Source organism: Pseudomonas sp. zjy_15, assembly GCF_043101865.1.
Lineage (GTDB): Bacteria > Pseudomonadota > Gammaproteobacteria > Pseudomonadales > Pseudomonadaceae > Aquipseudomonas > Aquipseudomonas putida_Y.
On the sequence record NZ_JBICII010000034.1, the window covers coordinates 19,151 to 44,931 of the forward strand.

Annotated in this window: 24 protein-coding genes and 2 pseudogenes; 10 read left to right on the forward strand and 16 right to left on the reverse strand. The window is 60.2% G+C overall.

Annotation, left to right across the window (positions count from 1 at the left end; translation table 11 throughout):
* Positions 1 to 249: 249 nt before the first annotated feature.
* Positions 250 to 1,641, forward strand: coding sequence for an alginate export family protein (locus ACF8EF_RS06055; RefSeq protein WP_176684174.1), 1,392 nt, complete (start codon positions 250 to 252; stop codon positions 1,639 to 1,641).
* Between the two features lie 37 nt (positions 1,642 to 1,678).
* Positions 1,679 to 2,920 (forward strand): 3-(3-hydroxy-phenyl)propionate transporter MhpT, encoded by a 1,242-nt coding sequence (gene mhpT, locus ACF8EF_RS06060; protein WP_392529024.1) that lies wholly within the window; start codon positions 1,679 to 1,681, stop codon positions 2,918 to 2,920.
* A 16-nt stretch (positions 2,921 to 2,936) separates the two neighbouring features.
* Here mhpT and ACF8EF_RS06065 read toward each other — a convergent pair whose 3' ends face one another.
* The 7 genes from ACF8EF_RS06065 to ACF8EF_RS06095 form a co-directional block, all read right to left on the reverse strand.
* A complete protein-coding gene (locus tag ACF8EF_RS06065; RefSeq protein ID WP_176684315.1) occupies positions 2,937 to 3,995 on the reverse strand; it encodes a GGDEF domain-containing protein in 1,059 nt (352 codons plus the stop codon).
* Positions 3,996 to 4,461: 466 nt separating this feature from the next.
* A complete protein-coding gene (locus tag ACF8EF_RS06070) occupies positions 4,462 to 6,513 on the reverse strand; it encodes a TonB-dependent receptor (RefSeq protein WP_176684176.1) in 2,052 nt (683 codons plus the stop codon).
* Between the two features lie 81 nt (positions 6,514 to 6,594).
* A complete protein-coding gene (locus ACF8EF_RS06075) occupies positions 6,595 to 7,002 on the reverse strand; it encodes a DUF2946 family protein (protein ID WP_176684177.1) in 408 nt (135 codons plus the stop codon).
* Between the two features lie 328 nt (positions 7,003 to 7,330).
* Positions 7,331 to 9,484, reverse strand: coding sequence for a TonB-dependent receptor (locus tag ACF8EF_RS06080; protein ID WP_392460681.1), 2,154 nt, complete (start codon positions 9,482 to 9,484; stop codon positions 7,331 to 7,333).
* Between the two features lie 71 nt (positions 9,485 to 9,555).
* The gene (locus tag ACF8EF_RS06085) at positions 9,556 to 9,945 is read right to left on the reverse strand and encodes a DUF2946 family protein (RefSeq protein WP_176684179.1); all 390 of its coding nucleotides are present in this window, start codon (positions 9,943 to 9,945) and stop codon (positions 9,556 to 9,558) included.
* A gap of 127 nt (positions 9,946 to 10,072) precedes the next feature.
* On the reverse strand, positions 10,073 to 11,356 hold the full coding sequence (locus ACF8EF_RS06090) for a DUF2254 domain-containing protein (protein WP_392460682.1): 1,284 nt from the start codon (positions 11,354 to 11,356) through the stop codon (positions 10,073 to 10,075).
* Between the two features lie 31 nt (positions 11,357 to 11,387).
* On the reverse strand, positions 11,388 to 12,260 hold the full coding sequence (locus tag ACF8EF_RS06095) for a LysR family transcriptional regulator (protein WP_176684181.1): 873 nt from the start codon (positions 12,258 to 12,260) through the stop codon (positions 11,388 to 11,390).
* A 101-nt stretch (positions 12,261 to 12,361) separates the two neighbouring features.
* Here ACF8EF_RS06095 and ACF8EF_RS06100 point away from each other — a divergent pair, with 101 nt between their 5' ends.
* Both ACF8EF_RS06100 and ACF8EF_RS06105 read left to right on the forward strand, forming a co-directional pair.
* Positions 12,362 to 12,775, forward strand: a complete 414-nt coding sequence (locus ACF8EF_RS06100) for a VOC family protein (RefSeq protein ID WP_103444420.1) — start codon at positions 12,362 to 12,364, stop codon at positions 12,773 to 12,775.
* Between the two features lie 158 nt (positions 12,776 to 12,933).
* Complete coding sequence (locus tag ACF8EF_RS06105) at positions 12,934 to 14,256, forward strand: cation:dicarboxylate symporter family transporter (protein WP_176684182.1); 1,323 nt, start codon at positions 12,934 to 12,936, stop codon at positions 14,254 to 14,256.
* Here ACF8EF_RS06105 and folE2 read toward each other — a convergent pair.
* From folE2 to ACF8EF_RS06125, 4 genes and pseudogenes are all read right to left on the reverse strand, one after another.
* On the reverse strand, positions 14,253 to 15,158 hold the full coding sequence (gene folE2 / locus ACF8EF_RS06110; protein ID WP_392460683.1) for a GTP cyclohydrolase FolE2: 906 nt from the start codon (positions 15,156 to 15,158) through the stop codon (positions 14,253 to 14,255). The two genes, ACF8EF_RS06105 and folE2, sit on opposite strands and share 4 nt — an antisense overlap.
* 50 nt (positions 15,159 to 15,208) lie before the next feature.
* Entirely contained in the window at positions 15,209 to 15,406 is a 198-nt protein-coding gene (locus ACF8EF_RS06115; protein ID WP_256122356.1) for a GTP-binding protein, read from the reverse strand.
* A pseudogene (locus ACF8EF_RS06120) lies at positions 15,369 to 15,641 on the reverse strand (GTP-binding protein); the annotation flags it as partial. The gene ACF8EF_RS06115 and the pseudogene ACF8EF_RS06120, both read right to left, overlap by 38 nt.
* Before the next feature lie 46 nt (positions 15,642 to 15,687).
* Positions 15,688 to 16,089, reverse strand: coding sequence for a Fur family transcriptional regulator (locus ACF8EF_RS06125; protein WP_020190656.1), 402 nt, complete (start codon positions 16,087 to 16,089; stop codon positions 15,688 to 15,690).
* 129 nt (positions 16,090 to 16,218) lie between these two features.
* Between ACF8EF_RS06125 and ACF8EF_RS06130 the strand changes: the two genes are divergently transcribed.
* Entirely contained in the window at positions 16,219 to 17,385 is a 1,167-nt protein-coding gene (locus ACF8EF_RS06130; RefSeq protein WP_339444258.1) for an N-acetylmuramoyl-L-alanine amidase, read from the forward strand.
* 32 nt (positions 17,386 to 17,417) lie between these two features.
* On the opposite strand, the gene ACF8EF_RS06135 is transcribed toward ACF8EF_RS06130, so the two are convergent.
* Positions 17,418 to 18,404, reverse strand: coding sequence for a GlxA family transcriptional regulator (locus ACF8EF_RS06135; RefSeq protein WP_176684186.1), 987 nt, complete (start codon positions 18,402 to 18,404; stop codon positions 17,418 to 17,420).
* A gap of 130 nt (positions 18,405 to 18,534) precedes the next feature.
* Here ACF8EF_RS06135 and ACF8EF_RS06140 point away from each other — a divergent pair, with 130 nt between their 5' ends.
* On the forward strand, positions 18,535 to 19,752 hold the full coding sequence (locus ACF8EF_RS06140) for an S-(hydroxymethyl)glutathione dehydrogenase/class III alcohol dehydrogenase (RefSeq protein WP_392460684.1): 1,218 nt from the start codon (positions 18,535 to 18,537) through the stop codon (positions 19,750 to 19,752).
* 58 nt (positions 19,753 to 19,810) lie between these two features.
* Here the strand turns inward: ACF8EF_RS06140 and hemB are convergent, their stop codons facing one another.
* Positions 19,811 to 20,830 (reverse strand): porphobilinogen synthase, encoded by a 1,020-nt coding sequence (gene hemB, locus ACF8EF_RS06145; protein WP_392460685.1) that lies wholly within the window; start codon positions 20,828 to 20,830, stop codon positions 19,811 to 19,813.
* A complete protein-coding gene (locus ACF8EF_RS06150) occupies positions 20,827 to 21,261 on the reverse strand; it encodes a DUF4440 domain-containing protein (RefSeq protein ID WP_176684189.1) in 435 nt (144 codons plus the stop codon). The genes hemB and ACF8EF_RS06150 overlap by 4 nt, the downstream gene beginning before the upstream one ends.
* Before the next feature lie 97 nt (positions 21,262 to 21,358).
* Between ACF8EF_RS06150 and hisI the strand changes: the two genes are divergently transcribed.
* Genes hisI through dksA form a run of 3 tightly spaced genes read left to right on the forward strand, consistent with a single transcriptional unit; the run spans position 21,359 to position 23,556 of the window.
* A complete protein-coding gene (hisI, locus tag ACF8EF_RS06155) occupies positions 21,359 to 21,772 on the forward strand; it encodes a phosphoribosyl-AMP cyclohydrolase (protein WP_339444262.1) in 414 nt (137 codons plus the stop codon).
* Positions 21,769 to 23,115 carry a dihydroorotase gene (locus ACF8EF_RS06160; RefSeq protein WP_392460686.1) on the forward strand — a complete coding sequence of 449 codons (1,347 nt, stop codon included), beginning with the start codon at positions 21,769 to 21,771 and terminating at the stop codon, positions 23,113 to 23,115. The genes hisI and ACF8EF_RS06160 overlap by 4 nt, the downstream gene beginning before the upstream one ends.
* Before the next feature lie 36 nt (positions 23,116 to 23,151).
* Positions 23,152 to 23,556, forward strand: a complete 405-nt coding sequence (dksA, locus tag ACF8EF_RS06165; RefSeq protein WP_064493495.1) for an RNA polymerase-binding protein DksA — start codon at positions 23,152 to 23,154, stop codon at positions 23,554 to 23,556.
* Positions 23,557 to 23,659: 103 nt separating this feature from the next.
* Here dksA and ACF8EF_RS06170 read toward each other — a convergent pair.
* Positions 23,660 to 23,767 (reverse strand): annotated as a pseudogene (locus ACF8EF_RS06170) (hypothetical protein); the annotation flags it as partial.
* 2 nt (positions 23,768 to 23,769) lie between these two features.
* A complete protein-coding gene (locus tag ACF8EF_RS06175) occupies positions 23,770 to 24,150 on the reverse strand; it encodes a termination factor Rho (protein ID WP_392460688.1) in 381 nt (126 codons plus the stop codon).
* 560 nt (positions 24,151 to 24,710) lie between these two features.
* On the opposite strand from ACF8EF_RS06175, the gene ACF8EF_RS06180 reads away from it, so the two are divergent.
* Positions 24,711 to 25,694: a TerC family protein gene (locus tag ACF8EF_RS06180; RefSeq protein WP_392460689.1), complete on the forward strand. Its 984-nt coding sequence runs from the start codon at positions 24,711 to 24,713 to the stop codon at positions 25,692 to 25,694.
* The last annotated feature ends 87 nt before the right edge of the window (positions 25,695 to 25,781 follow it).

Genomic DNA, 25,781 nt, shown 5'->3' on the forward strand with positions numbered 1-25,781 from the left:
TGTTTTTGTAATGGGCTCAAAGTAGCGCATGGCCTATGAATAGACCGTGCGCCCTGGATTCTAGCGACGGATGAATGAATGCCGCAGCCGTGCGCTGCAGAAGTGTGCGATTAGCGAACGCTTGATGTTGATCATTCCTCGTACACGTGTAGAACGCTATTGACGGCGCATATGGTTAACAAAAATAATCGTTAACAGAGTTATCCAGTTTGTAAGAACAATTATAAAAACAAGTGAAGGGAAATTCTGATGATCAAGCCGTTGAACGGGGTCTGCCTGCCCCTCATAGTGCTTTCGCTGTGCCAGTCCGCCCACGCGGCCAGCCCGCTCGAAGAGAGCCGGCCGGGGAGGCCAGGGGCCCCTCGCTGGATCGAGGACTACCGCTTTCTCGACGACCCCGCCAAGGCCACGGCCCCCTTCGATGGCCTGCGCTACCATCGGCTGTCAGAGTCGGCCTGGCTGCAACTCGGGGCTGAGGCCCGCTACCGAGCCGATGCTTCGGACAAACCCTTCTTTGGCCTGCGCGGGCTGAACGACGATTCCTATCTGCTGCAACGGCTGCAGGCCCATGCCGACTTGCACCTGTTCGACGATGCCGTGCGTACCTTCGTCCAGGTCGAGAATACCCGCGCCTTCGGCAAGGACTTGTACTCGCCCAATGATGAAAGCCGTAATGAAGTACGACAGGCCTTCGTCGATTTCAACTACGACTTCGCCGCAGGGCGCCATACCACACGCGTAGGTCGCCAGGAGATGGGCTTTGGCGACCAGATGCTGGTCACCTACCGCGATTCGCCGAACATCCGCCTGAGCTTCGACGGCGTGCGCGCCAGCCTCAACCTCAAGGACGGACGCAAGCTGGATGCATTCGCTATGCGCCCGCTGAAAATCGGTGAAGACAGTTGGGACGACGGCAGCAACAACAACATCAAATTCTACGGGCTCTACGGTACCTTGCCGCTGTCGGCGTCCTGGAACATGGACCTGTTGGCCTTTGGCCTGGAAACCGACGACCGTAGCCTGGCCGGCGAGTCGGGTGACGAGCAGCGCTACACCTTCGGCACGCGGCTGTTCGGCCGCCATCAGGCACTGGACTGGAGCTGGAACCTCGTTGGGCAGACCGGCCACCTGGGTAACGCGTCGATCCGCGCCTGGGCGCTGTCGAGCGACAGCGGCTTCACCTTCATCCATCCCTGGCAACCGCGCCTGGGCATGCGCATCGATGCCGCGAGTGGCGACAGTGACCTGGGCGACGGAAAAGTCGGCACTTTCGACCCGCTTTACCCACGCAATGGTGTCTATGGCGAAGCCAGCCTCACCACCCTGAGCAACATCATCGTGGTGGGGCCGACCTTCGGCTTCTCGCCCTGGCGCACGCTGCGCATCGAGCCGGGCATCTTCCAAGTGTGGAAACAGCGTGAGGAAGACGGCGTGTACATGCCCGGCATGAGCATGCTGGCCAACACCCGTGGCACGGGGCGCCATGTCGGTACCATCTACCGCGCCAGCACACGCTGGCTTGCCACTCCCAACCTGACGCTGGACCTTGACCTGAAGTATTACGACGTTGGCTCGGCGATCAAGGATGCCGGCGGCGAAAACTCGTCGTTCGTCACCGTACGTGCCACGTTCCGCCTTTGAACACCCGACCGACAACAACAACAACAGAGGGCCACACATGCATCATTCATCTGCATCATCGGGCAAGGCCGTACTCACCATCGGCTTGTGTTTTCTCGTTGCCTTGCTGGAAGGGCTGGACCTGCAGGCCACCGGCATCGCCGCGCCGCACATGGCCAAGGCATTCAACCTGACCCCGGCCATGCTCGGTTGGGTATTCAGTGCCGGGTTGCTGGGGTTGCTGCCCGGCGCGCTGATCGGCGGTTGGCTGGCAGACCGCTTGGGCCGCAAAGCGATCCTGATCGTGGCGGTGCTGTTGTTTGGCGGCTTCTCGCTAGGGACCGCCCATGCCCAAAGCTACGATTCGCTGTTGATCGCGCGGCTGATGACAGGGCTCGGGCTGGGGGCGGCGTTGCCAATCCTGATCGCCCTGGCCAGCGAGGCGGCGCCCGAGCGTCTGCGCAGCACAGCGGTCAGCCTGACTTACTGTGGTGTGCCGCTAGGCGGGGCGGTTGCGTCGCTGATCGGCATGGCCGGCGTGGGCGACGGCTGGCGTACGGTGTTCTACGTCGGCGGCGTCGCACCGATCGTGATCGCCTTTGTGTTGATGATCTGGCTGAAAGAGTCCCAGGCATTCCGTGCCCAAGGCGTTGCCAAGGCGGGCAGTGAGGGTGTGCTTGCGCAATTGTTCGGGCCGCAGCAGGCAAGCCGCACGCTGTTGCTGTGGGTGGCATGTTTCTTCACCTTGACGGTGTTGTACATGCTGCTCAACTGGCTGCCGTCGCTGTTGATCGGCCAAGGCTTCAGCCGGCCGCAGGCGGGCGCCGTGCAGATCCTGTTCAACCTGGGTGGGGCGGCTGGATCGTTCCTGACCGGTCGGATGATGGACCGTGGGTTTGCCGGGCGGGCGGTATTGATCGCCTACGCCGGCATGCTGGCGTCGTTGGCAGGGCTGGGGCTGTCGAGCAGTTTTGGTCTGATGTTGCTGGCCGGGTTCACTGCGGGGTATTGCGCCATTGGTGGCCAGTTGGTGCTGTACGCGCTGGCGCCGACGCTGTATTCGACCCAGGTGCGCGCGACGGGCTTGGGCGCCTCGGTGGCGGTGGGGCGCCTGGGTTCCATGGCCGGCCCTCTGGCGGCTGGGCAGATCCTTGCAGCAGGCGCAGGTGCGGGGGGGCTGCTGATGGCCGCGGCTCCGGGGCTGGTGCTCGCGGCGTGGGCGGCACGTGCGCTGCTGAAACACCGAACCCGCACGCAACGCCCGGAGGCGGGTGAGACTGCGGCCCAGGACCCTGCATAGCAACTCCCTGGATGGGCTAGTGCTGCTTGCGCAATGCCTCCTGCTCCGGTTCGGCGACCGTGACCCGGTTACGGCCCGATACTTTGGAAAGGTACATGGCGCTGTCTGCGCTGCTGAGCAAGGCGCTGAGCTCGGTGGCAGGGGCCTTCGCGAACGCTAAACCTATGCTTGCGGTGACCGGGTGTTGCTCATTTACACGCAGTTTGGCTATCAGGGCCCGCAGGCGCTCGGCAACCTCAATCGCCGTGTCTGGCGGCGTATTGGGCAGCAGGATGGCGAACTCCTCGCCGCCCAGCCTGCCGGCAATGTCGTTGTCACGCAGGCTGGCACTGATCGCTGCACCGATGCGCTGCAGCACCTGGTCGCCTGCGGCATGCCCGAACGTGTCGTTGATCTGTTTGAAATAGTCGACGTCCAGCATCAACACGGCCATGAATGCACCTGCGTCCTTGCACCGGGCGTGCTGCGTCGACGCGTTGTCGAAAAAAGCACGTCGGTTGTTCAGGCCAGTCAGTTCGTCCGTGCACGAGGCCACCATGGCCAGCCGATGCGCGCGTTGCATTTCGTGTTTCAGGCGCCAGGCCGTCGTCAATGCCGAGGACAGGCTTCGCGTCGCGCTGACCACGAACCAGGCAAACACCAATACCGCCAAGGCTATCCCTTGTTGCAGCGTGGAAGGTTGCAACAGTAGCCAGCCCGTAGAAGGCAGCAGGACCAGGCCCATCGACACCAGGGTCATGTTGCGGTAGGAGGAGTAGCACGACACCGCGCTGACAGACATGCCCACGGCAAACAGCATGATCAGCGTCTGCCCCAGCGCGTCGTCGGCGGGCATTACGGCAAAGGCGCCCCAGCCCCAGATGGCCGCCGACAGCATCAGCGTGACCCAGTAACGCCACTCCCAGCGTTCGGCTGTGCGCTGGTTGGCCGGTGCTCGCAGATAGGCGAAGAACATGGCGGCACGCACGCCGGTCGACAGGCCCAACAACGTCATCCAGACGATGACCCTTTGCTGGTCGAAACGCTCCCAGCCCAACCAGCACAGCATTACGGCGGCCAGGAAGCTGCCAAGCACCGCAGGCGCTGACTGGACGAACAGTTGCTCGAGCCGATCCGTCCGTACGGAGTGCGCTATTTCATCGCGGGGATCAAGGTTTGTCATGGCTGGTGACGCCACTCGTGACCGGTAGCGGATACCTGCACTTTGATGGCGCCTTGGAAAAGCCTCCTGGCGTTCACATGTGATGCCCTTCGCCATGTTTGATTGCTGGATTCAGAAAGCGTTGCGGTAGGTAGTGGCAGTGCAGAACTGGCTATCACCACGGCTACGGCACCTGCGACGTTTTCCGCATTTCATGTCGTTGCGCGGATCCCTTCCTTGGCCGAAGGCCAGGTTTCCCTCGCAAGTTCCGTATCACGAACATAGCCTGTTTTCCGGCAATTCGAAAGCCAATCGATCGCGACGGCCAACAAGTGGTCGAGCAAGCCAAGGCAGCTTAGGGCGTTGCCCGAACCACTGGCGCCGACCAACGTGCAGGCTTTCAGAAATCGAACGTCACGCCGGCATACAGTGCACGACCGTCACCCGGGGAGTGCAGGGAAGCATCCGCACCGTCCGGGTCGTACCACACGTACTCGTAGTAGCGGTTGGTGAGGTTCTTCAACTGCAGGTCGACACTCACCGTTTCGTTGACCTTGTAGGTCGCGCCAAGGTTCGTGAGCACGTAACCGCCATACCGGCCCTGGGTATTCTCGCGTTCCAGGTAGTAGTTGGTCTGGCCATTCATCCAGGCCGTCAATTGCAGGGCAGGGGTGGCCTGGTAGCTGATGCCGGTGTTCCACAGGTGATGTGGCACGTGATCGATTTCCTGGCCTTTGCTGCCTGGTAACGCGCTGCTGGGCTCAAGGATCTTGGAGTATTGCCAGGAGTAGGACATCCACACCTCGGTGCGTTCGTCCGGGTGCAGGTTGACCTGCAGGTCATAGCCCCAGCGGCGTGTTTCGCCGACGTTGTCCGACTCGCCGCTCGGGTCGTTCAGGCGACGGCTCACTTCGCCAGAGGCGTCCTGACGCCAATAGGCCACGCGGCCATCGACCCAGCTGGCCGGGGTGAACTTGACGCCGGTTTCCCAGCCTTCGTTGATCGACGGGGCCAGGTCCTCGTTGCGCGGCGGCACCTTGTAGGCTGCGGCGCCCGTCCCGACCTGGAAGGTGCGGCCCCAGTTGGCGTAAACGCTGGCGAACTTCCACGGCGAATAGACAATGCTGAGCTTGGGCTGCTTGATCAGCCCGTAGTCGTTGATGTCGTAGTCCTGCCCGGTCATCTTGTTGGTGAAGTCGCCACTGATCTTGTCCACCCGATAGGCCGGAACGATCTTCAGCGATTCGAACGGCTCGATCTCCGCCTGTACATAGGCACCGACCGTGTTGAAGTCGAAGTCCTGGTCGCGTGTCTGCGCCTGGCGTACACGCTCCACGGTGCGGTAGCGCTCGCTACGGTTCTGTTGCTTCTGCACATCGCTGCCACCCTCCAGCGCGAAGGCGTGCAGCCAGTCCACCTGTGGCCGCCAGGTCAGCGAGGTGATGGCGCCGTACTGATCTTCGTAGGTGTCGCGTTCCTGCTGTGAACTGGTGCGCCAGTACTGCGTCCAGCGACGGTCGTCATAGGTGTTGAGGTAGGTCTTGGCCGACCAGGACAGGGTCTCGGCCAGGTCGGTGTCGAAGTGCACGCTGACCTGGTTCATTCGCCGCGTGCCTTTGTCCGTGGCGTTGTAGTCATTGCTCATGCGCGGGTGGTGGCGGGCGTCATCCTCGGTCAGGTAGCCGGCCTCCTGGGCTTCGGACTCGTAGTGGCGGGCGATCAGGCCAAGGCGGTAGCTGCCATCGTCAGGGGTATAGAACCACTTGCCGCCGAAACTGTAGCGTTCGGTGTCGGCATGGTCGCGGTAACCGTCGACCTGCTGGCGGGCGAAGAAGTAGTTCTGCGTCCAGTTGCTGGTCTCGATGCCCTTGGCCAGTTGCACCTCGCGGGTGTTGAAGCTGCCGTAGCGCAGGCGCGCCTTGTTGTAGTTGCCGCCGGTGCGCGTGTTGATGTTGACGTTGCCGGCGATGTTGTTCAGGCCATAGCGCGGGTCGCTGGTGCCGCGCACCACTTCGATGCTGTCGATGTCCATGGGGAACACCGAGTCGATGAAGGGCATGTTGCCGTCGTTGGTGTTGCTGGGGATGCCATCGATCAGCAACTTGACCGCGTTCACTTCGCCTTCGCCATTGAAGCCGCGAAACGACAGCTTGCCGGAGGTGGTGCCTTGGTTGAACTCGGTGAGCATCACCCCCGGTGCCCGGCGGAACAGCTCCCAGCTGTAGGCAACCGGCATCTCCTCGAGGATGTCACCGCCCAGAATATCCACCGAACTGAGCACGCTGGTCGTCGCCAAGGGGCCGCTATTGGTGCCGGTCACATTGACCGCGCCGAGGGTGAGTACCGAGTTTTCGGCAGGCAGTGTTTCAGCGATGGCAAGTGACAGCGGGTTGAGGCCGAACAAGGCGAGCACGGGCAGTACGGCGCGTGCGGTACAACGGAACGCAGGCATGTGTGGTTTCCTGGCAAAAACGGTCGGGCAAGGTCAGGCGTCGTGCAGCGCACGCCATGACCACAAGACAGCAGCGACGGTTCAGGCCAGGGGTGAGGCGCGGGGATTCAGCCGAGGCCACTGTTCTCGCGGCAGCGGCAAGGCATGACGATTTCCCAGTAGAAGGTCGGCCGGCCAGTAGCGGGGGAACAGATGGCGGTAGTAATCACCGCCTGCCAAGGCATGGCCGGCATGGCCACAACAGCAGTCACCACTCTGGTGCTTGGGTTCAGGGGAATGGTCGAGTTGCGGCAGGTCTGCCTTGAGCTGGGCCAACAGTGACTTGGGCAGGCTCTGGGCACCGTGCAGGCTGCAGAAACTGCCGAGAATCAACGACTGGCTGTCGAGGCGAGGTGATTGCAAGGCACGGTCAAGCGGCATCGCCAGCAGGTTGAACAGCAGGGCGAAGCAGGCGAACAGACAAAGATGTGCACGAGCACGTGAAAGCATGAGTCACCCGAACGAACGTGGCGCGCATTAAGCCGCATCCGTTGCGGGCTGTACAAGTTCCGTGGTGCGCCATTTTGTCGCGGGCGTACCACGCTGAGGGCTCAACGACTGCGCATGCAGGCGGCCATCATGAACGTTCGGCTCAGGTTTTTTATTGGAATGCAGAGTCCAAGAGAGTGGCTATCCCTTCCGGTGTTTTATGCTTGGCAGGGTTCTCATCGGGCCAAACAAAAGCCGGGGCGTATTACCGTCCCGGCTTTTGTTTTTCAGAGAACAGCGGCAATCGCTTCGGTCGCAGCCAAACACGAAAGGCGCCCGGTCGGTGTCATCAGTAGCGCCACTGCACAACGACTTCGAGGCTGCGCGGTTCACCCAGGTAGTACTGGGTGTTGGTCTGGTGGATGAAGCGGGCATACACCTCGTCGGTGAGGTTGCGCAGCCGCGCGCTGACTTGCACGTGCTTGTCCAGGTCGTGGGTCATGGACAGCCCGTAGACGGTGTACGACGGTACCCATGCGGTGTTGGCGGTGTTGGCGTACACCGATGAGACATAGCGGGCATCGGCCCCGACCTGCCAGCCGGGCGCCAGGTCGTAGGTCAACCAGAGGTTGGCCACGCGGTCGGGGATGTTGACCGGGTTCTTGCCCTTGCGCGAGTACACCACGCCGCCGATGGTCTCGTTGAATTCATCGTATTCGGCATTCACCCAACTGAAGTTGCCTGCCGCCAGCAGCTTGGGCGTGACCTTGAACGAGGCTGTCAGCTCGATGCCGGTGGAGGTCTGCTGGCCCGCCTGCTCGGTGGTGTTGGGCACGGTCGAGGAGGGCACGGAGATATCCTTGCGCACGATGCGATACGCCGCTGCCGTGGCCGAGCCGCGGCCGTCGAGGAAGTCGAACTTGCTGCCTACCTCGACCTGACGGCCGGTGCTCAGGTCGAAGTCGCCGACCTGGCTGATCGAGGCGCTGGTCAGGGTACCGCCTGGCGGTTCTGCCGAGGTGCTGTATTGGGTGTACAGGCTGACGTTGGAGGTCAGGTCATAGACCAGGCCCAGGCGACCGGTGATGGCGTCCCAGCGTCGGTCTAGCCTGGCTCGCGCCACATGGTCGACCACGTCGAAGTCGATATGGTCGTAGCGCAACGCGGTGATCAACGACAGTTGATCGGTCAGGCGGGTACGGTTCTCGACGAAGGCCGAGGTGGTGTCGGTGGTGGTGGTTCTGCCCTTGGTCATGGGCGCGTCCATACCGGGGATATCGAGGAAGTGCCCGGGTTCGAAGCCGTTCGGGTCAACCGTGTCGAACGCCCCCTTGGACAGCGGGTAGTTGGTTTGCTGGTTGGTGCTGTAGTCCATGCCGATCGCCCAGTCGCTGGCCAGGCCGAATAACTGGCCCTGATGGGTCAGCTCGAGCCTGTCGCCGTTGACCTCCTGGCCGTGCCGCTGGCGATAGCCGCCTGAGCGAGCGATGGCGCTGTTGTCGGCGTTGTAGCGATACACCTCGAGATTGCGGTAATCGCGCTGGCCGTTGTAGTGGTAGAAGGTATTACGCAGTTGGGTGTTGTCGTCGAAGCGGTAGTCGGTGATCGAGCGCAGCCACCGGGTGCGCTGCTCGTAGCGACCGTCTTCGACATTGTAGTTGTTGAAACGGTTGTGCTTGTCGATGTGCAAGGTACCGACCAGTGGCTGCAATACCGGTGTGCCCCAGTAGGGGCTGTCCTCTTGCTCTTCCAGGTATTCGATGGCCAGCGTGTGCGAGAGCTGATCGTTGATGTCGCTAAGCAGCGAGAAAGCCAGGTTGCCGGCCCCATTCTCCTGGCGATCGATATAGCCGTTGGTACTGGTGCGGCTGTAGTCGAGGCGGGCATAGTGGCGCGGGCCGTCGCCCGTGTTAAGCGCCTTGTTGAAGGCGACCGACGTTTCCATGGTGTCGTAGCGTGCATAACTGACGCGCCCTTCGAAGGTGTCTTCGTCACGGCTTGCCAGCCGGGTGATGAAATTGAGGCTGCCACCGACAGCGCCGCTGCCGTTGAGGAAGGAGGATGGCCCGCCGAGCAATTCGACGCGGTCGTAGATCCAGGCGCCCACCGGGCGCGCCGCGCCGCCATACTGCAAATTGATGCCATTGAACAACTGGCTGATCTGGGCACCGTTGAACCCTCGGTACGACACATATCCGCCCCAGCCGGGCGGAGCCGAGGCGTTAACCCCGGGCAGTGCATTGGCGGCGTCCTGGAAGTTACGTGCGCCGATGCGCTCCATGGTCTTGCGGTCGGCAACGCTGATGGAAGCGGGGTTCTCCCTGGCGCTGAGGTTCAGCCGTGAGCCGCTTTCGATGGGGCGATCAAGGTCAAGGCTGGTTGCCTCCTTGGGTTGATTGGCTGTGGCCGTGACATTGCTGGCCGGCAGGGTCAGGGTGTCATCCTGCGCCCAGGCACAGGTTGCGCTGCCAACGAGCAGCGCCAAAGTGGTCATGCGGAACATGCAAGGCTTCCTGGCTGAAATCGGTGAGCACACGTCCGCTGCCGATCAGGCGGCACGGGGACGTGGCGATGTCAGAACGCGAGAAGCGAAGCAGGAGAGGCGCGGGGATTGACCAGTGGCCAACGCTGCTTGGGCAGGCGTGGCGGAGGTTGGTTGGGTAAGGGGCTGCCCGGCTCGCCGGCGAGCAGGGTCAGCAGGCCGAAAAATACGGCCAGCAGCGTGGCGCTGAACAGGCTGGCGATCACGCAGTCACCGCCAGCAGGCAGGGCCGGATCGCTTAAGTCTTGCTCACCTTGGTACATGCCGCTGCTGTCAGCCGTGCACCAAGCGGCATCATCCATGCCAGCCAGGCGCAACCCGGCCATTTGCCCATGGCCCATGGCGCACAACAACGAGCCGAACAGGATGCTGAAATACAGCACCCAGGCGACCTGTGATCGTGTGTGGTGGGCCAGCTTCATGACGGGACTCGGCGTGACAACGGAATGATCAGGTTTGGAGTTGGCGACGGATTCTACATCTTCTGAAGCATCTGAACAGGGGGACTTTTCAAGCGCGAATATTCAATCGGGTACAGGCGCACGAGACTTATTGAACACCTATGAGTTCGGCAGCGAGAGCGCGGAGTTCGTCCTTGTCCTGTTGCAGCACAAGCCCATTGCCCGCGTGCGCAAGCAATCGCGCGGCATGCCGGCTGCAGGCGGGTTGAAATGCACGGGGGTTGATGTGCGCCAGGCTGACAAGGGCTTTGATCAAGCGCAGATTGACCTCCTGTAAAGCCGCGCCGTCCCGGCTGATCGGTGCAAAAAAATCGTCAAACAGGTCATCCGCCAGCAGTGCATGAACATAGACCTGCGGGCATTCGTTATCCGTGCTTTGCGCTACGGGATGCAGTTTCCCCCAACACGTCAGGCAGCGAATGCCGCGCCCAATGATGTCGATGGCTGTACCGGGATCATTTACCGCAGGGGACAGCGCTCGCGAGGCGATCTCTGACAACACCGAAAGCCCGAAGCGCGGGTCATGCTCGAACGTTCTCCTGAGGCCGATGGTCACGGCAGCGAAAATCTCGAGGTCCAGCGCGCCATTGTCATTGAGCGGCTCGCCATTCACGGCCACGGCCCGTGCCACCACCATACCCTCATGGACAAAGGTGCCAGGCAGGACTTCGAGATAAATTCGAATCTTGGTGTCCGTCGCAATCCTGTTTAGCGTAAGGACATCGATGTGCTGTACATAGCCGGTTTGGCTGCTTTTCACTTCATGGGCTACCCCAGGAAACTTGAAGTCAGGCGGGTAGGCTGCACCGCCCAGGCAAGGGTGTTCAACACGCTGCTCGATGGCTTTGATCACAGCTTTTTCGACACGGTCGATCGTCTCGCCCACGCGCCCTAGTTTGGAGAGGTGATCAATCCAGCGCAGCAAGGTGTAGATGATCAGAACCACAACCGCAATCGTCACGGTGAAAAGCACTACACGACCTTGTGTACCGTAGGCTCCGGTGCTCAGTGCAATGATACCGACGAGGCTGAAGAGAAAGGACCCGATAAAAGTGGCCAGAGCGTTCTGGGTCGTGGCGTCCTCCATGACCAACGAAGTGGCGCGCGGGGTTACACCACTGCTGGCGGCACTGTAGGCCGAGACCATTGTGCTCAGCGAAAACGTCGTGACGGCAAGCATGCTCGAGGCGATGATGCCCAATATCTTGTCAACCGCATCTGCACCGATACGGGCAGGCAAGGTGACGGGGACCGCATCCTTGAGCACCACGGCCACCAACGCTGTAACCACCCCCAACAGGGAGAAAAGCGTTGCTCTGAACCAGAGACGCTTGGCAATTCTCGTAGCCAACCAACGCCAGCGAGCTATCATGAAGACCTCCTGTTGCCGAGAGTGTAGGCCCTTATGGGAAGTTGCAGTTATTCATAAGCTGTTCCTTCAATACCTCCACAGCTTTAGGCCTTCTGGGGGTGGACTTGTAAAGCAGGACGACCTGGCGCATGTAGCTGTCAGCCTCCGACACGGGTGTTGCATGTACGTCGTCAGTCTTCAATCCCGCCCAGTACGGGACAACAGAAGCCCCCATGCCTTTTGCGACCATGATGTGGATTGCATCTAGCGCATCCAGATTACACAGCACGTCGGGCTGCAGGTTATTGTCATCCAGGTATTGCTGTGCAATCTGCCCACCCCAGGCATTTGAGTCATATCGAATCAGGTTTCGCCCAAGAATCGTCGAGCGGACGTCGCTTTTGTCAATGGGGTCTTTGGTCAAAAGCATCAGGGGTTCTTCTCGAAGCACCTGCATACGCAAGGTTTTAGGGACAGTGAAGGGCGGACATACCATGATTCCCGCATCAAGCGCTCCGGAAGCCACGTGTTCGTAAAGACTGCGCGAGTCCCCTGGCGTGATGCGCAGCCTTAATTGCGGGGCAATGCTTGATAGCTGATTCATGGCCTCCGGCAATATGCCTGTCAACGCCGTAGAAATCGCGCCGATCTTGAGATAACCGGATAGGCAACTGGTGTCCAGATCTTCTTTCAGCTCTGCTGCCCCCTGGATCAGATCTCGAATCTTCGGCAACAACGACAGGCATTTCTCGGTCGGTTCGACAGCATGTGCGCTGCGGTTCAGGAGTTCGCACGCCAGCGATTTCTCGAGTGCTTGTATACGTTGGCTGACTGCAGGTGCTGTCAGGTTTTCCCGTCGAGCCGCCGCTGCAATCGAGCCAGTTTCTATTACTGCCATCAGGCTTTCGAGAAATCGAGTGTCCAAAACATTTCCTTTCGCTGAGAGATGGAAAAATGCGCTTTAGCACGTGCGCGAGGCTACGCTAACCTCCCCAAAAGTTCTATCAGAAACCCAAGAGGTTAGTTATGAAATCGTTATTTCATGTTTCATACCATGTTACAGATCTCGAAGCATCTCGTAACTTCTACGGTAACATTCTCGGCTGCAAAGAAGGCCGCACAAGTGAAACTTATGTGGATTACGATTTCTTCGGTCACCAGATTTCGCTTCACAAAGGTGTTCCTTTTCCAACGACCCGCACCGGCAAAGTCGGCGACCATGAAGTGTTGATGCCGCATATCGGCTTGGTGCTGCATCTGGATGACTGGTTCGCGATGGCAGACCGCCTGGCGTTTCATGGTGTGCAGTTCGACATACCGCCGGTTGTACGATTCCCTGGCCAACCTGGGGAGCAGCGAACGATGTTTTTCCTGGACCCCAGTGGCAACCCGATCGAGATCAAAGGGTTCAAGGACTTTGAAGGTGTATTTGCCACCTGATTGGCAAAAACGTCCGGCACGCGCCTCCCGCTTTGTCTGCGTGAGGTAAGAGGCGTGTATCGGTGAGTGGCCACTCAATAAAAATAAAAGGTTCCAACGATGTGTTTGGCATTTTTGCCGGCCAATGTACAGTCCAAATTATAATAACTGGAGGACGTATGGCGAAGACTAGTCTGGTGACTAGAATTATTGCAGGTCTTGTGCTCGGAGTTGTAGTGGGGGCATTTCTCAATTTCTTTCCAGAGTACAAAGCCTGGATAACCAGCAACCTTTTGCAACCCGTCGGCGATATTTTCATCAAGATGATGAAGATGATTGTCGTACCCCTCGTATTCGCGTGCATGGTCGGCGCGATCGCAGGCAATGGTGATAACAAGGCGATAGGGCGGGTAGGGGTGAAAGCCCTGTTCTACTTCTTTGTCGTGACCAGCATCGCAATTGTTTGTGGCCTGTTGGTTGGCAACCTTGCACAGCCGGGCGTAGGGGCCAACTTGACGACCCTTGCAAACACCCAAACGCTCTTGCTTCCGTCTACCTCGGAGAACACAGGATTTGGTCAAGTCATCCTCAATATCATCCCGGACAATATCGTCGGTGCAATGGCGCAAGGGAAGCTGCTGCCTGTCCTGTTCTTCTCGGTCATGTTCGGCTTTGGGCTAAGTGCTCTGGACAAAGAGAAAAAAATGCCGCTGATCGCGGTAGTCAATGCCATTTCCGCGACGATGTTCAAAGTGACGCATATCGTGATGCATTACTCACCCATCGGGATTTTTGGCCTGATCGGCGTGACGGTCGCCAACTTCGGGCTTTCCGCATTGCTGCCTCTGGCAAAACTGATTGCCGTCACCTACATCGCGGTCATTCTGTTCGGCGTGGTCGTGCTGGGCGGCATCGCGAAGGTTGCAGGGATCAACATCTTCGACCTGATCAAGGCGATCAAGGATGAGTTGATTCTGGCGTTCAGTACTGCCGCCTCGGCGACTGTCATGCCCCAGCTGATTGAAAAGGTCGAGGCCTACGGTGCGCCGCGTTCGATTGCTACGTTGGTTATCCCTACGGGTTATTCCTTCAATCTGGATGGCGCATCGCTTTTCGTGGGCATCGGCACGCTGTTCATCGCGCAGCTCTATGAAATTCCCCTGAGCCTGGCTGACCAGGCGATGCTGATCATCATCATGGTGCTGACCTCCAAGGGCGCAGCCGGCGTTCCGGGGGCCATGTTCGTGATCTTGACCGCTACGCTGACCAGTGCCGGCCTGCCTGTGGAAGGTATTGCGTTCATCGCCGGAGTCTATCGCTTGATGGACATGCCTATCACGGCGCTGAATGTCTTGGGCAACGCACTGGCGCCTCTGGTTGTGGCGAAGTGGGAGAACCAATACCGGATGCCTGCTGCCCCGATGGTAGCTGCCGAGGAGCGTTCGCAGGCGACGACGGTTGCTGCGGGCGTTTTCGTCGAAACCGTCGACAAACCGGCTTAGCCAGGGGCCTGCGGGGTAGACCAGGCCGAGGCGTCGTGCGGATGCAGGCTTTCCAGGTGGCGGACGTGCACCTGGGTGTCGCGATAAGCGCTAAGGCATACCTGTATGCGCCGCGCAGCGTCCTCGACGAACATCAGGTTCTGCCCGTTGAGCGCTGCGAAAGCCTGTTCGTCAGCCCGTTTCACGGCGGTCTGAACCGGCGTGCGCAAAGCGCCTTCGACTTGGTCGATCAAGGCCAGCAACCCGAGATCCGGAGCATCGGCAGGCACCGTGACGCGCACTCGAGCTTCGCTGCGCTGGCTATGCGGCGTCGCCAGCGACGCGTTGCTGCGCAGCCACTGCGCGACGGCGCTGGCTTCCAGCAGTGGCTGGTCCTTGAAGGTTCGCAGGAAGCCGTCCTCAATCAACTGCCGGGAGAGAGCGGCCGAGCACGGGCAGGTCGAGGAGTAGCCTATCCTGACCTCGATACTCAGGTTCAGCGCCCCGCCGACCTTCGTCGCGAACACGTGAACCGGGTACGACTTCCATCCAGAGAGGCCCTCGGTCACCAGTGCAGGGCGGCGAACCAGCAAGTCGAAATCCAGGCGCAACCTGGCATTGCGGCTTTCGCAATCCTGATGGCTGTCGATCATCTCCTGCAACAGCGCAAAGAGGCTTGCCGGCGACACCGCCGCAGCCTGCCCCCAGGCGTCCAGCAGGCGATACAGCCTGGACATGTGAATGCCTTTGACATGCGGTGCCGGCAGGTCGACCTGGACATCCGCCCGCGCGTGCAGTTCACGCTGGTAGGTCGGTTCCTGGATCCTTACCGGCAGGTCGATACCCTGCATGCCGACCCATTGCAGTGGGCTGAGGCTGGGGGCCAGGTCGGTGACGGAAACATCGGGTAATGCTGAGCTCATCATGTATATCCAGTGGTGGGAGCCTTGCACGTGGCAGCAAGGCGTATGAATCAGTAGTAACCTTTGGAGCGCACCACCCCAGGCCATTCGCTTTCGACTAGCGCATAGAAGCGGTCAGGCTGGAAAGGTCGGCGTGCGCGGTAGACGAAGCTGGCGATGCCGTATCTTCCGTTTCGGGTGTGTGGGTGCCGCGCATTTCCTGTAGCCGAGCAGGAGGTCTTCGCGCAAGGTGCAGCAAATGCAGCCATTACTCATCTCCACCAGCTGTTCGTCGGTGCGTCACAGCTCGGCGCCACCCTCGCGTATCAGCGCGGCATCGATGTTCACGTCGCTCATGTCGTTGACGATCACCGCGACTCGCCGGCCTTCGCGGTTGTTCAGAATATGGTTGAGCAGGGTAGTCTTGCCCGCTCCGAGGAAGCCGGAAAGTACAGTGACGGGCAGCCGCGCGGCTTCGTTGGTAGGGGGGACAGGGGTGCTCATCGGGAGGCCTCATGATAAAGGGTGGTGCGCATGCGTGCGGCTCTGCTCAGTCCTCGCCTGCATCACGGCGAGTACAGGCGGCGCATTTACCGTGCAGCTCGATGACCGAGCTGCACAGCGAAAACACGTTCTGTTTCATCCAGTGCCCCAGGGCCTGGTTCAGGTGCGGTACGTTGAACTCATCGACATGGCCGCAGCTGTCGCAGATGGCGAACGCTCTGAAACCTGCTTCGCACTGGCTTGGGCAGGTGCAGCTGACATAAGCGTTCAAAGACTCCAGCCGATGAATCAACCCTTGCTCGGCCAGGTGGCCCAGCGCGCGGTAGATCTGCGTCGGCGCCCTGACACCTTCATTGCGCAGGCTGTCCAGAATGGCGTAGGCACTGAGCGGCTTGTCGGCTTGCTGAAGCGCCGTCAGGACACGTTGCTGATTGCTGGTCAGTTGCATGCAGGTCTCCTTCCGTTGGCGGGCAGTCTTTATTTTGTTCTGGATGTGGGATGTTATAAAGTAACAATAATAAAATGGCTAGCAAAATTGCCCGAGGCTTCGCTGGTTCGCAGGTCAATGGGAGTGCATATGGATCGTCGCCGAGTGCTGAAATTACTGCTTGCATGCCTGGCATTGCCGCTGCCTCTTGCGGCGCAAGCCGGGCAGGCGGTTAAACGGGTTTGGGTGAGCCGGTCGGGCAGCGTCACCAAGGTGTCGCTGGAGCTGACCGGGCCGGTGGCGGCGAAGCATTTCAGCCTCGCGGCGCCACCGCGGTTGGTTCTTGATCTTCCTCAGGCCAGCCTGCAGGCGTCACTGAACGATCTCGCCCTGGACGGCACTGCCGTCACAGCCGTGCGCAGTGGCATCACCGCGTCCGGTGACTTGCGTATCGTGCTGGACCTGGCCGACTCGGCAGTGCGCGGCGAAGTCCGCTCGCTCAGCACCGGGAGGCATGGCCTGGAGTGGGTACTCACTGGGCCACCGGTGGGCGTTGCGCCGGTAGCTGCCAAGCCCTTGGCGCGACAGCGCGACCTGTTGATCGTGGTAGATGCCGGGCATGGTGGCAAAGATCCCGGTGCAGTAGGGGCCAAGGGCGAGCAGGAAAAGCGCGTTGCGTTACAGATCGCCAAGTTGCTGGCCAAGCGCATCGATGCACAGAAAGGCTACAAGGCACGCTTGGTACGCAGTGACGATGTCTTCATTCCGCTGCGCAAGCGCGCCGAACTCGCTCAGCGGCTGAACGCGGACTTGTTCGTTTCGGTGCATGCCGATGCTGCACCGCGACTCACGGCGTCTGGGGCATCGGTGTTCGCCTTGTCGCAAGGGGGCGCGACGTCGTCGATGGCGCGCTGGATGGCGCAGCGGGAAAACGATGCCGACAGGGTCGCCGGGGGATTGCCGATCAAGCTGCGCGAGCGCGACCCCATGGTCGCCAGCGTGCTGCTGGACATGTCGATGAACTCGACGATCGCCACAAGCCTGGATCTCGGGCATCAGGTGCTCTCGCAGCTTGGGCAGGTGTCGGGCCTGCATCAAGCGCGGGTGGAACAGGCAGGTTTCGCCGTGCTCAAGTCGGCGGCAGTACCCTCGATCCTGGTCGAGACCGGTTTCATTTCCAATGCCGGAGATTGCCGGCGGTTGCATGATGCCCGTCATCAGCGCAAGGTCGCGGAGGCGATATTCGCCGGGCTGGACAGCTACTTCCGCCAGAAACCACCGGCTGGCAGCCTGATCGCGGCCAGGGGGCAGGCGTGATCCACGCTGCGTGTCCTGCAATGGCACAGGCATCATTGTGCGCGGGATCGCTCCCGGTAGCGCCGTGGGGTGAGCTTGAGGTTGCGCTGGAACACCCGGCGCATCTGCTCTTCCGAGCCGAAACCGCATTGGTCGGCAATGCGCTTGAGTGCAGTGTCCTCATCCACCAGTAACCGCCTTGCCTTCTCCATCCGCGCGCGCTCGATGAATGCCAAGGGAGAGCAGCCCGATTCCTTGTGGAACAATCGGCGCAAGTTCCGACTGCTCATGTTCGCGCGTTCGGCGAGCACCTCCAGGCTCAGCGGGCGATCAAGATTTTGCAGGATCCATAAGCGTAGGCGCCTGATCGCGGAGTGCGGGGTCATCTGGCTGTCCAGGTGCTGGCTGAACTGCGACTGGCCACCCGGGCGCTTCAGGAATACCACCAGCTCGCGGGCAATTTGCAGGGCCACTTCCTGGCCGAGGTCTTGTTCGACCAAGGCCAGGCTCAGGTCGATGGCAGCTGAAACGCCAGCACACGTCCATATGCGCCCTTGCTCGATGAAGATGGCATCGGAATTGACATTGACCGCGGGGTAATCATTGGCCAGCTTACTGGCGACGCTCCAGTGGGTGGTGACATCCAGGCCGTCTACGACCCCTGCTTGGGCAAGAAAAAATGCCCCCGAGCAAACACCTACCAGCCGATTGATGCGAGATGCGGCCTGCCTGCACCAGTCGACGATCAGCCGCTGCTCGGCAATCGCCGTGCCAATGTCACGCGCGCCGACAATCAATGCGGTATGAGGGCGTGGACTCGTACGAAGATCTTCGGCTTCCAGGGAGATCAAGGTGTCCGAACCTACCAAGCCGGGTTGTGGTGCCACCAGATGCAGGCTGTAGGTCGGAGGCAACCCTTCGGCCGCCTGACGTTTGTTGGCGTAGTCGAAAACGGTGAGTGCACCTACCGCCTCGATTGATTTGAAACCGGGGTAGATGACTATGTGCACCCTGCGTTCAGAAGTGGCTTCGTCAAACATTCGCAATCGAACTCCTTGGGCGCTTGCGGACAGATTTCGTACGGATCAGGCCACTTTCGGCCGCGTGGTCTGGCGCACGGAATCGCGCAGGTTAATGTTTTGAGCGTTATAACATTACATGGAGAGGCACATGAAAACACGCGCAGCTATCGCCTGGGGGCCCAATCAACCTCTTGAGTTCGAAGAGATCGACTTGCAGGGACCGAAAGAGGGAGAGGTGCTGGTTCGCATCGTCACCACGAGCCTTTGCCACACCGATGTATTCACCCTGTCCGGTCGGGACCCGGAAGGGAAGTTCCCGTGCATTCTGGGGCATGAAGGCGTCGGAATCGTCGAGGACGTGGGGCGGGGTGTCACCACTGTCAAGCCAGGCGATCACGTGATCCCGCTGTATACGCCGGAGGATCCGAACTGCCCGTTCATCAAGTCCGGCAAGACCAACCTTTGCCAGACCATCCGCAAAACCCAGGGGGAAGGGCTGATGCCCGATGGCACCAGCCGTTTCTCCTACAAGGGCCGCACGATCTTTCATTACATGGGCACTTCCACATTCAGCGAATACACGGTCCTGCCGGAAATCGCCGTGGCCAAGATCGACCCTGCGGCACCACTGGCCAAGGCCTCGATCATGGGCTGTGCGATTCCTACCGGGATCGGTGCGGTGCGCAATACCGCCAAGGTGCGGCCCGGTGACACGGTCGCGGTATTCGGCCTGGGCGCCGTCGGCATGGCGGTCATTCAGGGCGCGGTGTTACAGGGGGCGGGGCGGATCATCGGGATCGACGTCAACCCGAATAAGTTTCCGTTGGCCCTTTCCCTGGGGGCGACCGAGTGCGTCAACCCAAGGGATTTTCGCGAGCCGCTGCAGAACGTGATCATCGATATGACCAACGGCGGTGTGGATTTCTCGTTCGAATGCGTCGGTAATGTGGAATTGATGCGTGCAGCCCTTGAGTGCTGCCACAAAGGGTGGGGCGAAAGCATCATCATCGGCGTGGCAGGGGGCGGGGAGGAGATCGCCACGCGGCCTTTCCAGCTGGTTACCGGTCGCGTCTGGAAAGGCAGCGCGTTCGGCGGGGTGCTGGGGCGTTCCGAGCTGCCGGGGATGGTGGACGAGTGGCTGCGTGGGGAAATAAATGTCGACCCCTACATCACTCATAACATGGATCACGAATCGTTGAATCATGCGTTCGATCTACTCAAGCGCGGCGAAGCGATTCGCTCAGTCATTCATTATCGGGAGCGCGAGACCCTCAGTCATGACTTGCCTGGCGTGATTCTTGACCGTGCCGGGCGTGTGATTGCCAAGCCAGCACCCGAGCGCTCGGCGCCCAACCTTTTGACATGAAACTCTGAAAGGGCGGACGCATTCACACCATCGATGTGAATGCGTCCGCCAAGGCCGTTCAACCCCGCTTCAACCGCGTGGCGGCCTCCAGAGCGAAGTAAGTCAGGATGCCGTTGCACCCCGCACGTTTGAACGCCATCAATGCCTCCAGGATGACCGTGTCCGGATCCAGCCAGCCCTGATTGATCGCTGCCTTGAGCATCGAATATTCACCGCTGACCTGGTAGGCGAATGTTGGCACGGCAAAGGTTGCCTTGACCCTTTGAATGATGTCCAGATAGGGCATGCCGGGCTTGACCATCACCATGTCGGCGCCTTCTTGCAGGTCCAGTGCTACTTCGCGCAGGGCTTCGTCGCTGTTGGCCGGGTCCATCTGGTACGTGCGCTTGTCGCCTTTGAGCGTGGCCGCCGAGCCCAGCGCGTCGCGGAACGGGCCGTAGAAGCCGGACGCGTACTTGGCGGCGTAGGACATCAGACGCACATCGCTGAACCCGGCCAGGTCCAGCGCGGACCTGAGCGCGCCGATGCGCCCGTCCATCATGTCCGAAGGTGCCATGGTGTCGATGCCGGCCTGGGCCTGGACCACGGCTTGGGCTGCCAGTACCTGCAAGGTCTCGTCATTGGCCACGCGGCCTTGGCGCAGCACGCCGTCGTGGCCATGGTCGGTGTAGGGGTCCAGTGCGACGTCGCCGATCAAGCCAAGGTTGGGGAATGTGGCCTTGAGCAACCTGGCGGCGCGGCAGATCAGGTTGTCCGCGTCGAGGGCATGGCTGCCCTCACTGTCCTTGCGCTGCGCCGGGGTAGCGGGAAACAGGGCAATGGCCGGAATGCCCAGCTCGACCGCCCGACCTACGTGATCCGGCAATTCGCTCAGGCTCACCCGTACCTGCCCCGGCATGGCAGTGATCGCCTCGCGTGTACCTGAGCCTTCCTTGAGAAAGACCGGCCAGATCAGGTCATCGCAAGACAGGCTGTTTTCAGCTACCAGACGCCGCGTCCATTCGTCAGCGCGGTTACGGCGCAGGCGCGTGGCCGGGAAAGAGCCCGTTGAGTTCGGGAAGTGGGCCACGGCTTTCATGCCTCGATGGAGGAATGGTGGCCGGTGATCAGCCACTGCTGCTCGATTCGTTCGAAGGTGAACAAAAAGCGCGCTGGCACTACCCGTTGCTCGCCGTCTTCGCGGTAGACAAAGGTGTACTGGCCGCCGACCACCACGGTGCCCAGCTTGCGGCTGACGCGTTTTTTGAACAACTGGATGTCACAGACCAGCCCGTCGTTGGCGAGGAAATTTTCGAAATAGTTGCGACGGCTGTCATCGCAGTCACGCACTTGGTTGGACAGGGTCGGTACCAGGATCGCATCCGGCGCATACAGCGCCAGTACCTGATCCACATCACGGGTAGCCACGGTAGCGGCCCAATGGTAGAGCGCTGCTTTGGCACCTGCCAGGCATGCCAGTTCGGTGTCGGCGTAGGTTTCGGTGGAAGGGGCGGGGCGTGTTTCAGTCATGGCGTTGTACCTGCGCGAGTCGAAAAGATGAACAGTAGGGGCGTAATCTGCTAAGTTAACAGCGTTATAACATAACATTTACGGCAGGTCGCAAATCATGTTCCTTACCCTTGAGCAGGCAGCAGCGGATAGCCGCTTTGCCTTGACCGATGTGCTTCGCCACATACCCTGGAGCCCCCAGGGGCTGATCCCCGCCATCACTCAGCAGCATGACAGCGGCGAGGTGCTGATGCTGGCCTGGATGAATGAAGAGGCGTTGCTGGAAACCCTCGAGACCCGGCGGGCCTGCTACTGGTCGCGTAGCCGTGCGCGCTTGTGGCGCAAAGGCGAAACCTCAGGGCATGTTCAGCATGTCCATGACGTGCGGCTGGACTGCGATGGCGACGCGCTGTTGGTGTTGGTAGATCAGCAGGGGGCCGCCTGTCACACGGGGCGTCGCAGCTGTTTCTACAACGCGATCCAGGGTGATCAGGTAGTGGTGACGGGTAACCCGGCCGAGGTGGGCGCATGAGCCGGATCATCATTCGCAATGCCCGCCTGGTCAACGAAGGTGCCCTACAGGAGGCCGATGTCCTGGTCGCCCATGGCCGTATCGAAAAAATCGCCCGCAGCATCACGGGCGTCAATGCGCCGATCGAAATCGACGCCCGTGGCCAATGGTTGCTCCCCGGCATGATCGACGACCAGGTGCATTTTCGTGAGCCTGGCGCTGCGCACAAGGGCACCATGGCCAGTGAGTCGCGCGCAGCAGTGGCGGGCGGTATCACCAGCTTCATGGACATGCCCAACACCAACCCGGCCACGCTGGATCTTGCCGCCCTGCACGACAAGAAAGCCCGCGCCGCCGCCACCTCGGTTGCCAACTACGGTTTTCATTTTGGCGTGAGCAAGGACAACCTCGATACCGTGGCGGCCCTCGACCCACGTGAGGTGGCGGGAGTGAAAGTGTTCATGGGTGCCTCCACCGGCGACATGCTGGTGGACGACCCCAGGGTGCTGGAACGGCTGTTCGCCAGCGTGCCGACCATCCTCCTGGCACACTGCGAGCATTCCCCGTCGATCCTGGCCAACGAAGCGCGCATACGTGAGCGCTACGGCGATTTCATTCCGCCGGCCATGCACCCGATCATTCGGGATGCCGATGCCTGCCTGCGCTCTTCGAGCCTGGCGGTGAAGCTTGCCAAGCAGTTCGGCACACGGTTGCATGTGCTGCACCTGACCACCGCCCAAGAGCTGAAGTTGTTCCAGCCTGGGCCGGTGCAGGGCAAGCAGATCACCGCTGAAGTGTGCGCGCACCATCTGCTGTTCGATGACCGTGACTATGCCAGCTTGGGCCACCTGATCAAATGCAACCCTGCCATCAAAACCCGGGAAGACCGGGACGCGCTGCGTCAGGCCCTGCTGTGCGACCGCATCGACGTCATCGGTACCGATCACGCACCCCACACCTTGGCGGAAAAACAACGCCCTTATGCCTCGGCGCCATCAGGTTTGCCGTTGGTACAGCACGCACTTCCGGCGCTCTTCGAACTGGTGGAGGAGGGCGTGCTGACAGTTGCCCAACTGGTGCGCAAGACCAGCCACGCCGTCGCGGATCTGTTCGCCATTTCGGAACGTGGTTACCTGCGTGAGGGCTACTGGGCGGACATGACGCTGATCGAGCGTCTGCCCGAGCCCCGCGCTGTCAGCCTCGATCCGGTTCTGGCGCACTGTCAGTGGACGCCGTTCGTGCACCATCGTTTTCATCACCGAGTGGCCACGACACTGGTCTCCGGGCAACTGGCCTGGCATGAAGGCCGGCTGGTCGAGGGCTGCCAAGGCTTGCCGCTGGCGTTCAACGCACGACGCGGTTGACCGCCATTTCTTCTCATTGACCTGAGCGCACCTGCAATGACCGAACAAGAGCTACTATCCCAACCGGAAGACGCCTACATGGACGCTGCCCAGCAAAGGTTCTTCCGTGAGCTGCTGCTTGCCCAGCGCAATGAGCTTCAGCAACGCATCGCTGAAGAATTCGAAGCGATCCGCGACTTCGAGCCCACCAGTGATCCCTCCGATATCGGCACGGCGGAGGAGCATCGTCAATGGCAATTGAGGCTGCTGGAGCGGGAGAAAAAACTGCTGGACAAGATCGACGAGGCCCTGGAACGCGTTGCCCGTGGCGAGTATGGCTGGTGCAAGGAAACTGGCGAACCGATTGGTCTCAAGCGGTTGCTGCTCAGGCCAACCGCCACCCTGTGCGTGGAGGCGAAAGAACGCCAGGAACGCAATGAGCGGCATATGCGCGACGATTGAGGGGGCCAATCGCTAGCCCAGCTGTTATCAGCCACGCCGAGATGTGCTGCCGCTCGCGACTCCAGCGTCCCTGGCATGTGGGTGGGGGCTTGCCCCCGCCCAGTCACAGCACCTTGTCGAGCGTGACCGGAAACTCCCTCACACGCTTGCCCGTGGCATGGTAGACCGCGTTGGCCACCGCGGCTGCCACCCCGACGACGCCGATACCGCCGGTCACCCGTGTTTTTGCAGGGCTTCAATCAACTGGGCCTTGGTCATGGTCGAGCGGCCCTTGATGTCTTTGCTGCGTGCCTCTTTCATGAGGCTCTCTTTGCTCTGCGATTCCAGCGACGCGTGAGATGTCCGCGAATGCCCCTGGCGAGTTTCAGCGGCGCGCTTGGCCGAATCCGAGCGTGCGGTCTTCTTCACGTGCGACGGTGTCCTGCTTCCCGAGCCTGCGTGTTTTTCACCACCACCGGATTGTTTGTTGACGGTGGCCCAGGCGCGTGCTTCGGCTTCATCCTTGCCCACGCCCTTGTCCTCGTAAGATTGCTCGATGTGTTCGGCCTTGCGTTTCTGCCTGTCCGTGTACTTGTCTTTGTCCCCGCGTGGCATGGTATTTCCTCCTGCGTGGGTGGCATGAACGGTTGAAGACCAGGGCAGAACTGACGCACCCGGTGATGGAAGGGTGATCCGTTTCCGGCTGAGCCACTGCCACCACCCGCGTCTGTGTCGCTACTACCAGAGCCATGACTGCCGGTTCCCGAGCCGCTGTCGGTACCGTCACCTCCGGTATTGTCCGTCCCATTGTCGTCAGTACCGCCATCACCCGTACCCATGGATTGTTCACCTTATGTTCGGCCTGGCGTGCGTGGGAGGGTGCCTTCTGACCGACGGAAGGCGCTGCATCAGGTCGACGCGAGCGAGCGGCGCATTGCTCCAATGAAGGCGTTGATAACGTGCGGGGCACCCATGAGGCTGGTGCAATCAGGTGTGCGAAGTCAGTTTTCCAATGCAAGCGTTTTAGCTTGTCATGGACAAAATTTGTAAATGTTTTCTACTTGCAGCCTACTCGCGCCCGATAAATTCTTTCTTCGTGACGCCGGGCCCCTCTGACGGTTATACCGCCATGTCGGAGTCATAGTTGTTCAACTACGACTATAAAGGAGGGGCTCATGTCTGCCCTTAGTGCGTATCTCTACCAAGACGTTCTTGGTACTGACCTCTGGCTTTGGCTTTCCTTTTTCGCTGTTGTGCTAACACTATTGGCGCTTGATTTAGGTGTGCTGCATCGCGGGAATCGGGAGATTGGAGTCAAAGAGAGCTTGTTGCTGTCTGCGGGCTACATCAGTATGGGCCTTCTGTTCGCGGTCTGGGTGTACTTCCAGAAAGGCAGCGATGCCAGCATGGACTATGTGACGGGTTTCTTGATTGAAAAATCCCTGTCAATGGATAACGTTTTCGTGATTGCCCTGATATTCAGTTTCCTGGCCATTCCTCGGGAGTTCCAGCACCGAGTGTTGTTTTGGGGGATCATGGGGGTCATCGTCTTGAGGGCTATCATGATCGGCCTTGGGGCTGCGCTCATCGCCCAGTTCAGTTGGATACTTTACTGTTTCGGCGCTTTCCTGGTGTTCACCGGGGTAAAAATGCTCTTCGCTCGTGTCGATCATGCGCCTGACTTGGAAAACAACCGTTTCGTCAACTACCTGCGCACCCACCTACGCATCACCAAAGAATTGCACGGTCAACGTTTTATGGTTCGCGTACCTGACGCGTCAGGGAAAAGAATTCTATGGGTGACACCGCTCTTCCTTGCACTTATTTTGATTGAGTGTGCAGATTTGGTGTTTGCTGTTGATAGCGTGCCTGCGATTTTTGCCATTACACAGGATCCGTTCATCGTTTATACGTCGAACATCTTTGCTATTCTCGGCTTGCGAGCGCTCTATTTTGCACTGGCTGCCATGATCAGTCGCTTTGTTTACCTTAAGTATGCGCTGGCTCTGGTGCTTGTCTTTATTGGCGCAAAAATCTTCCTTCATGACGTTGTGGGTAAAGTGCCAGCCGAAATATCGTTGAGCGTTACAATCGGCCTGCTGATTGGTGGCGTGTTGCTTTCGCTTTGGAAAACCCGAGCGTCGGCTAACGCTCATTGAATAATTCGGACAGCTGAACGGCAGATCAAGGACAAGCACCGCAAGCATGGCATCAAAGGTGGCTGGGTGTGGCGCAGCCCGTGCGAA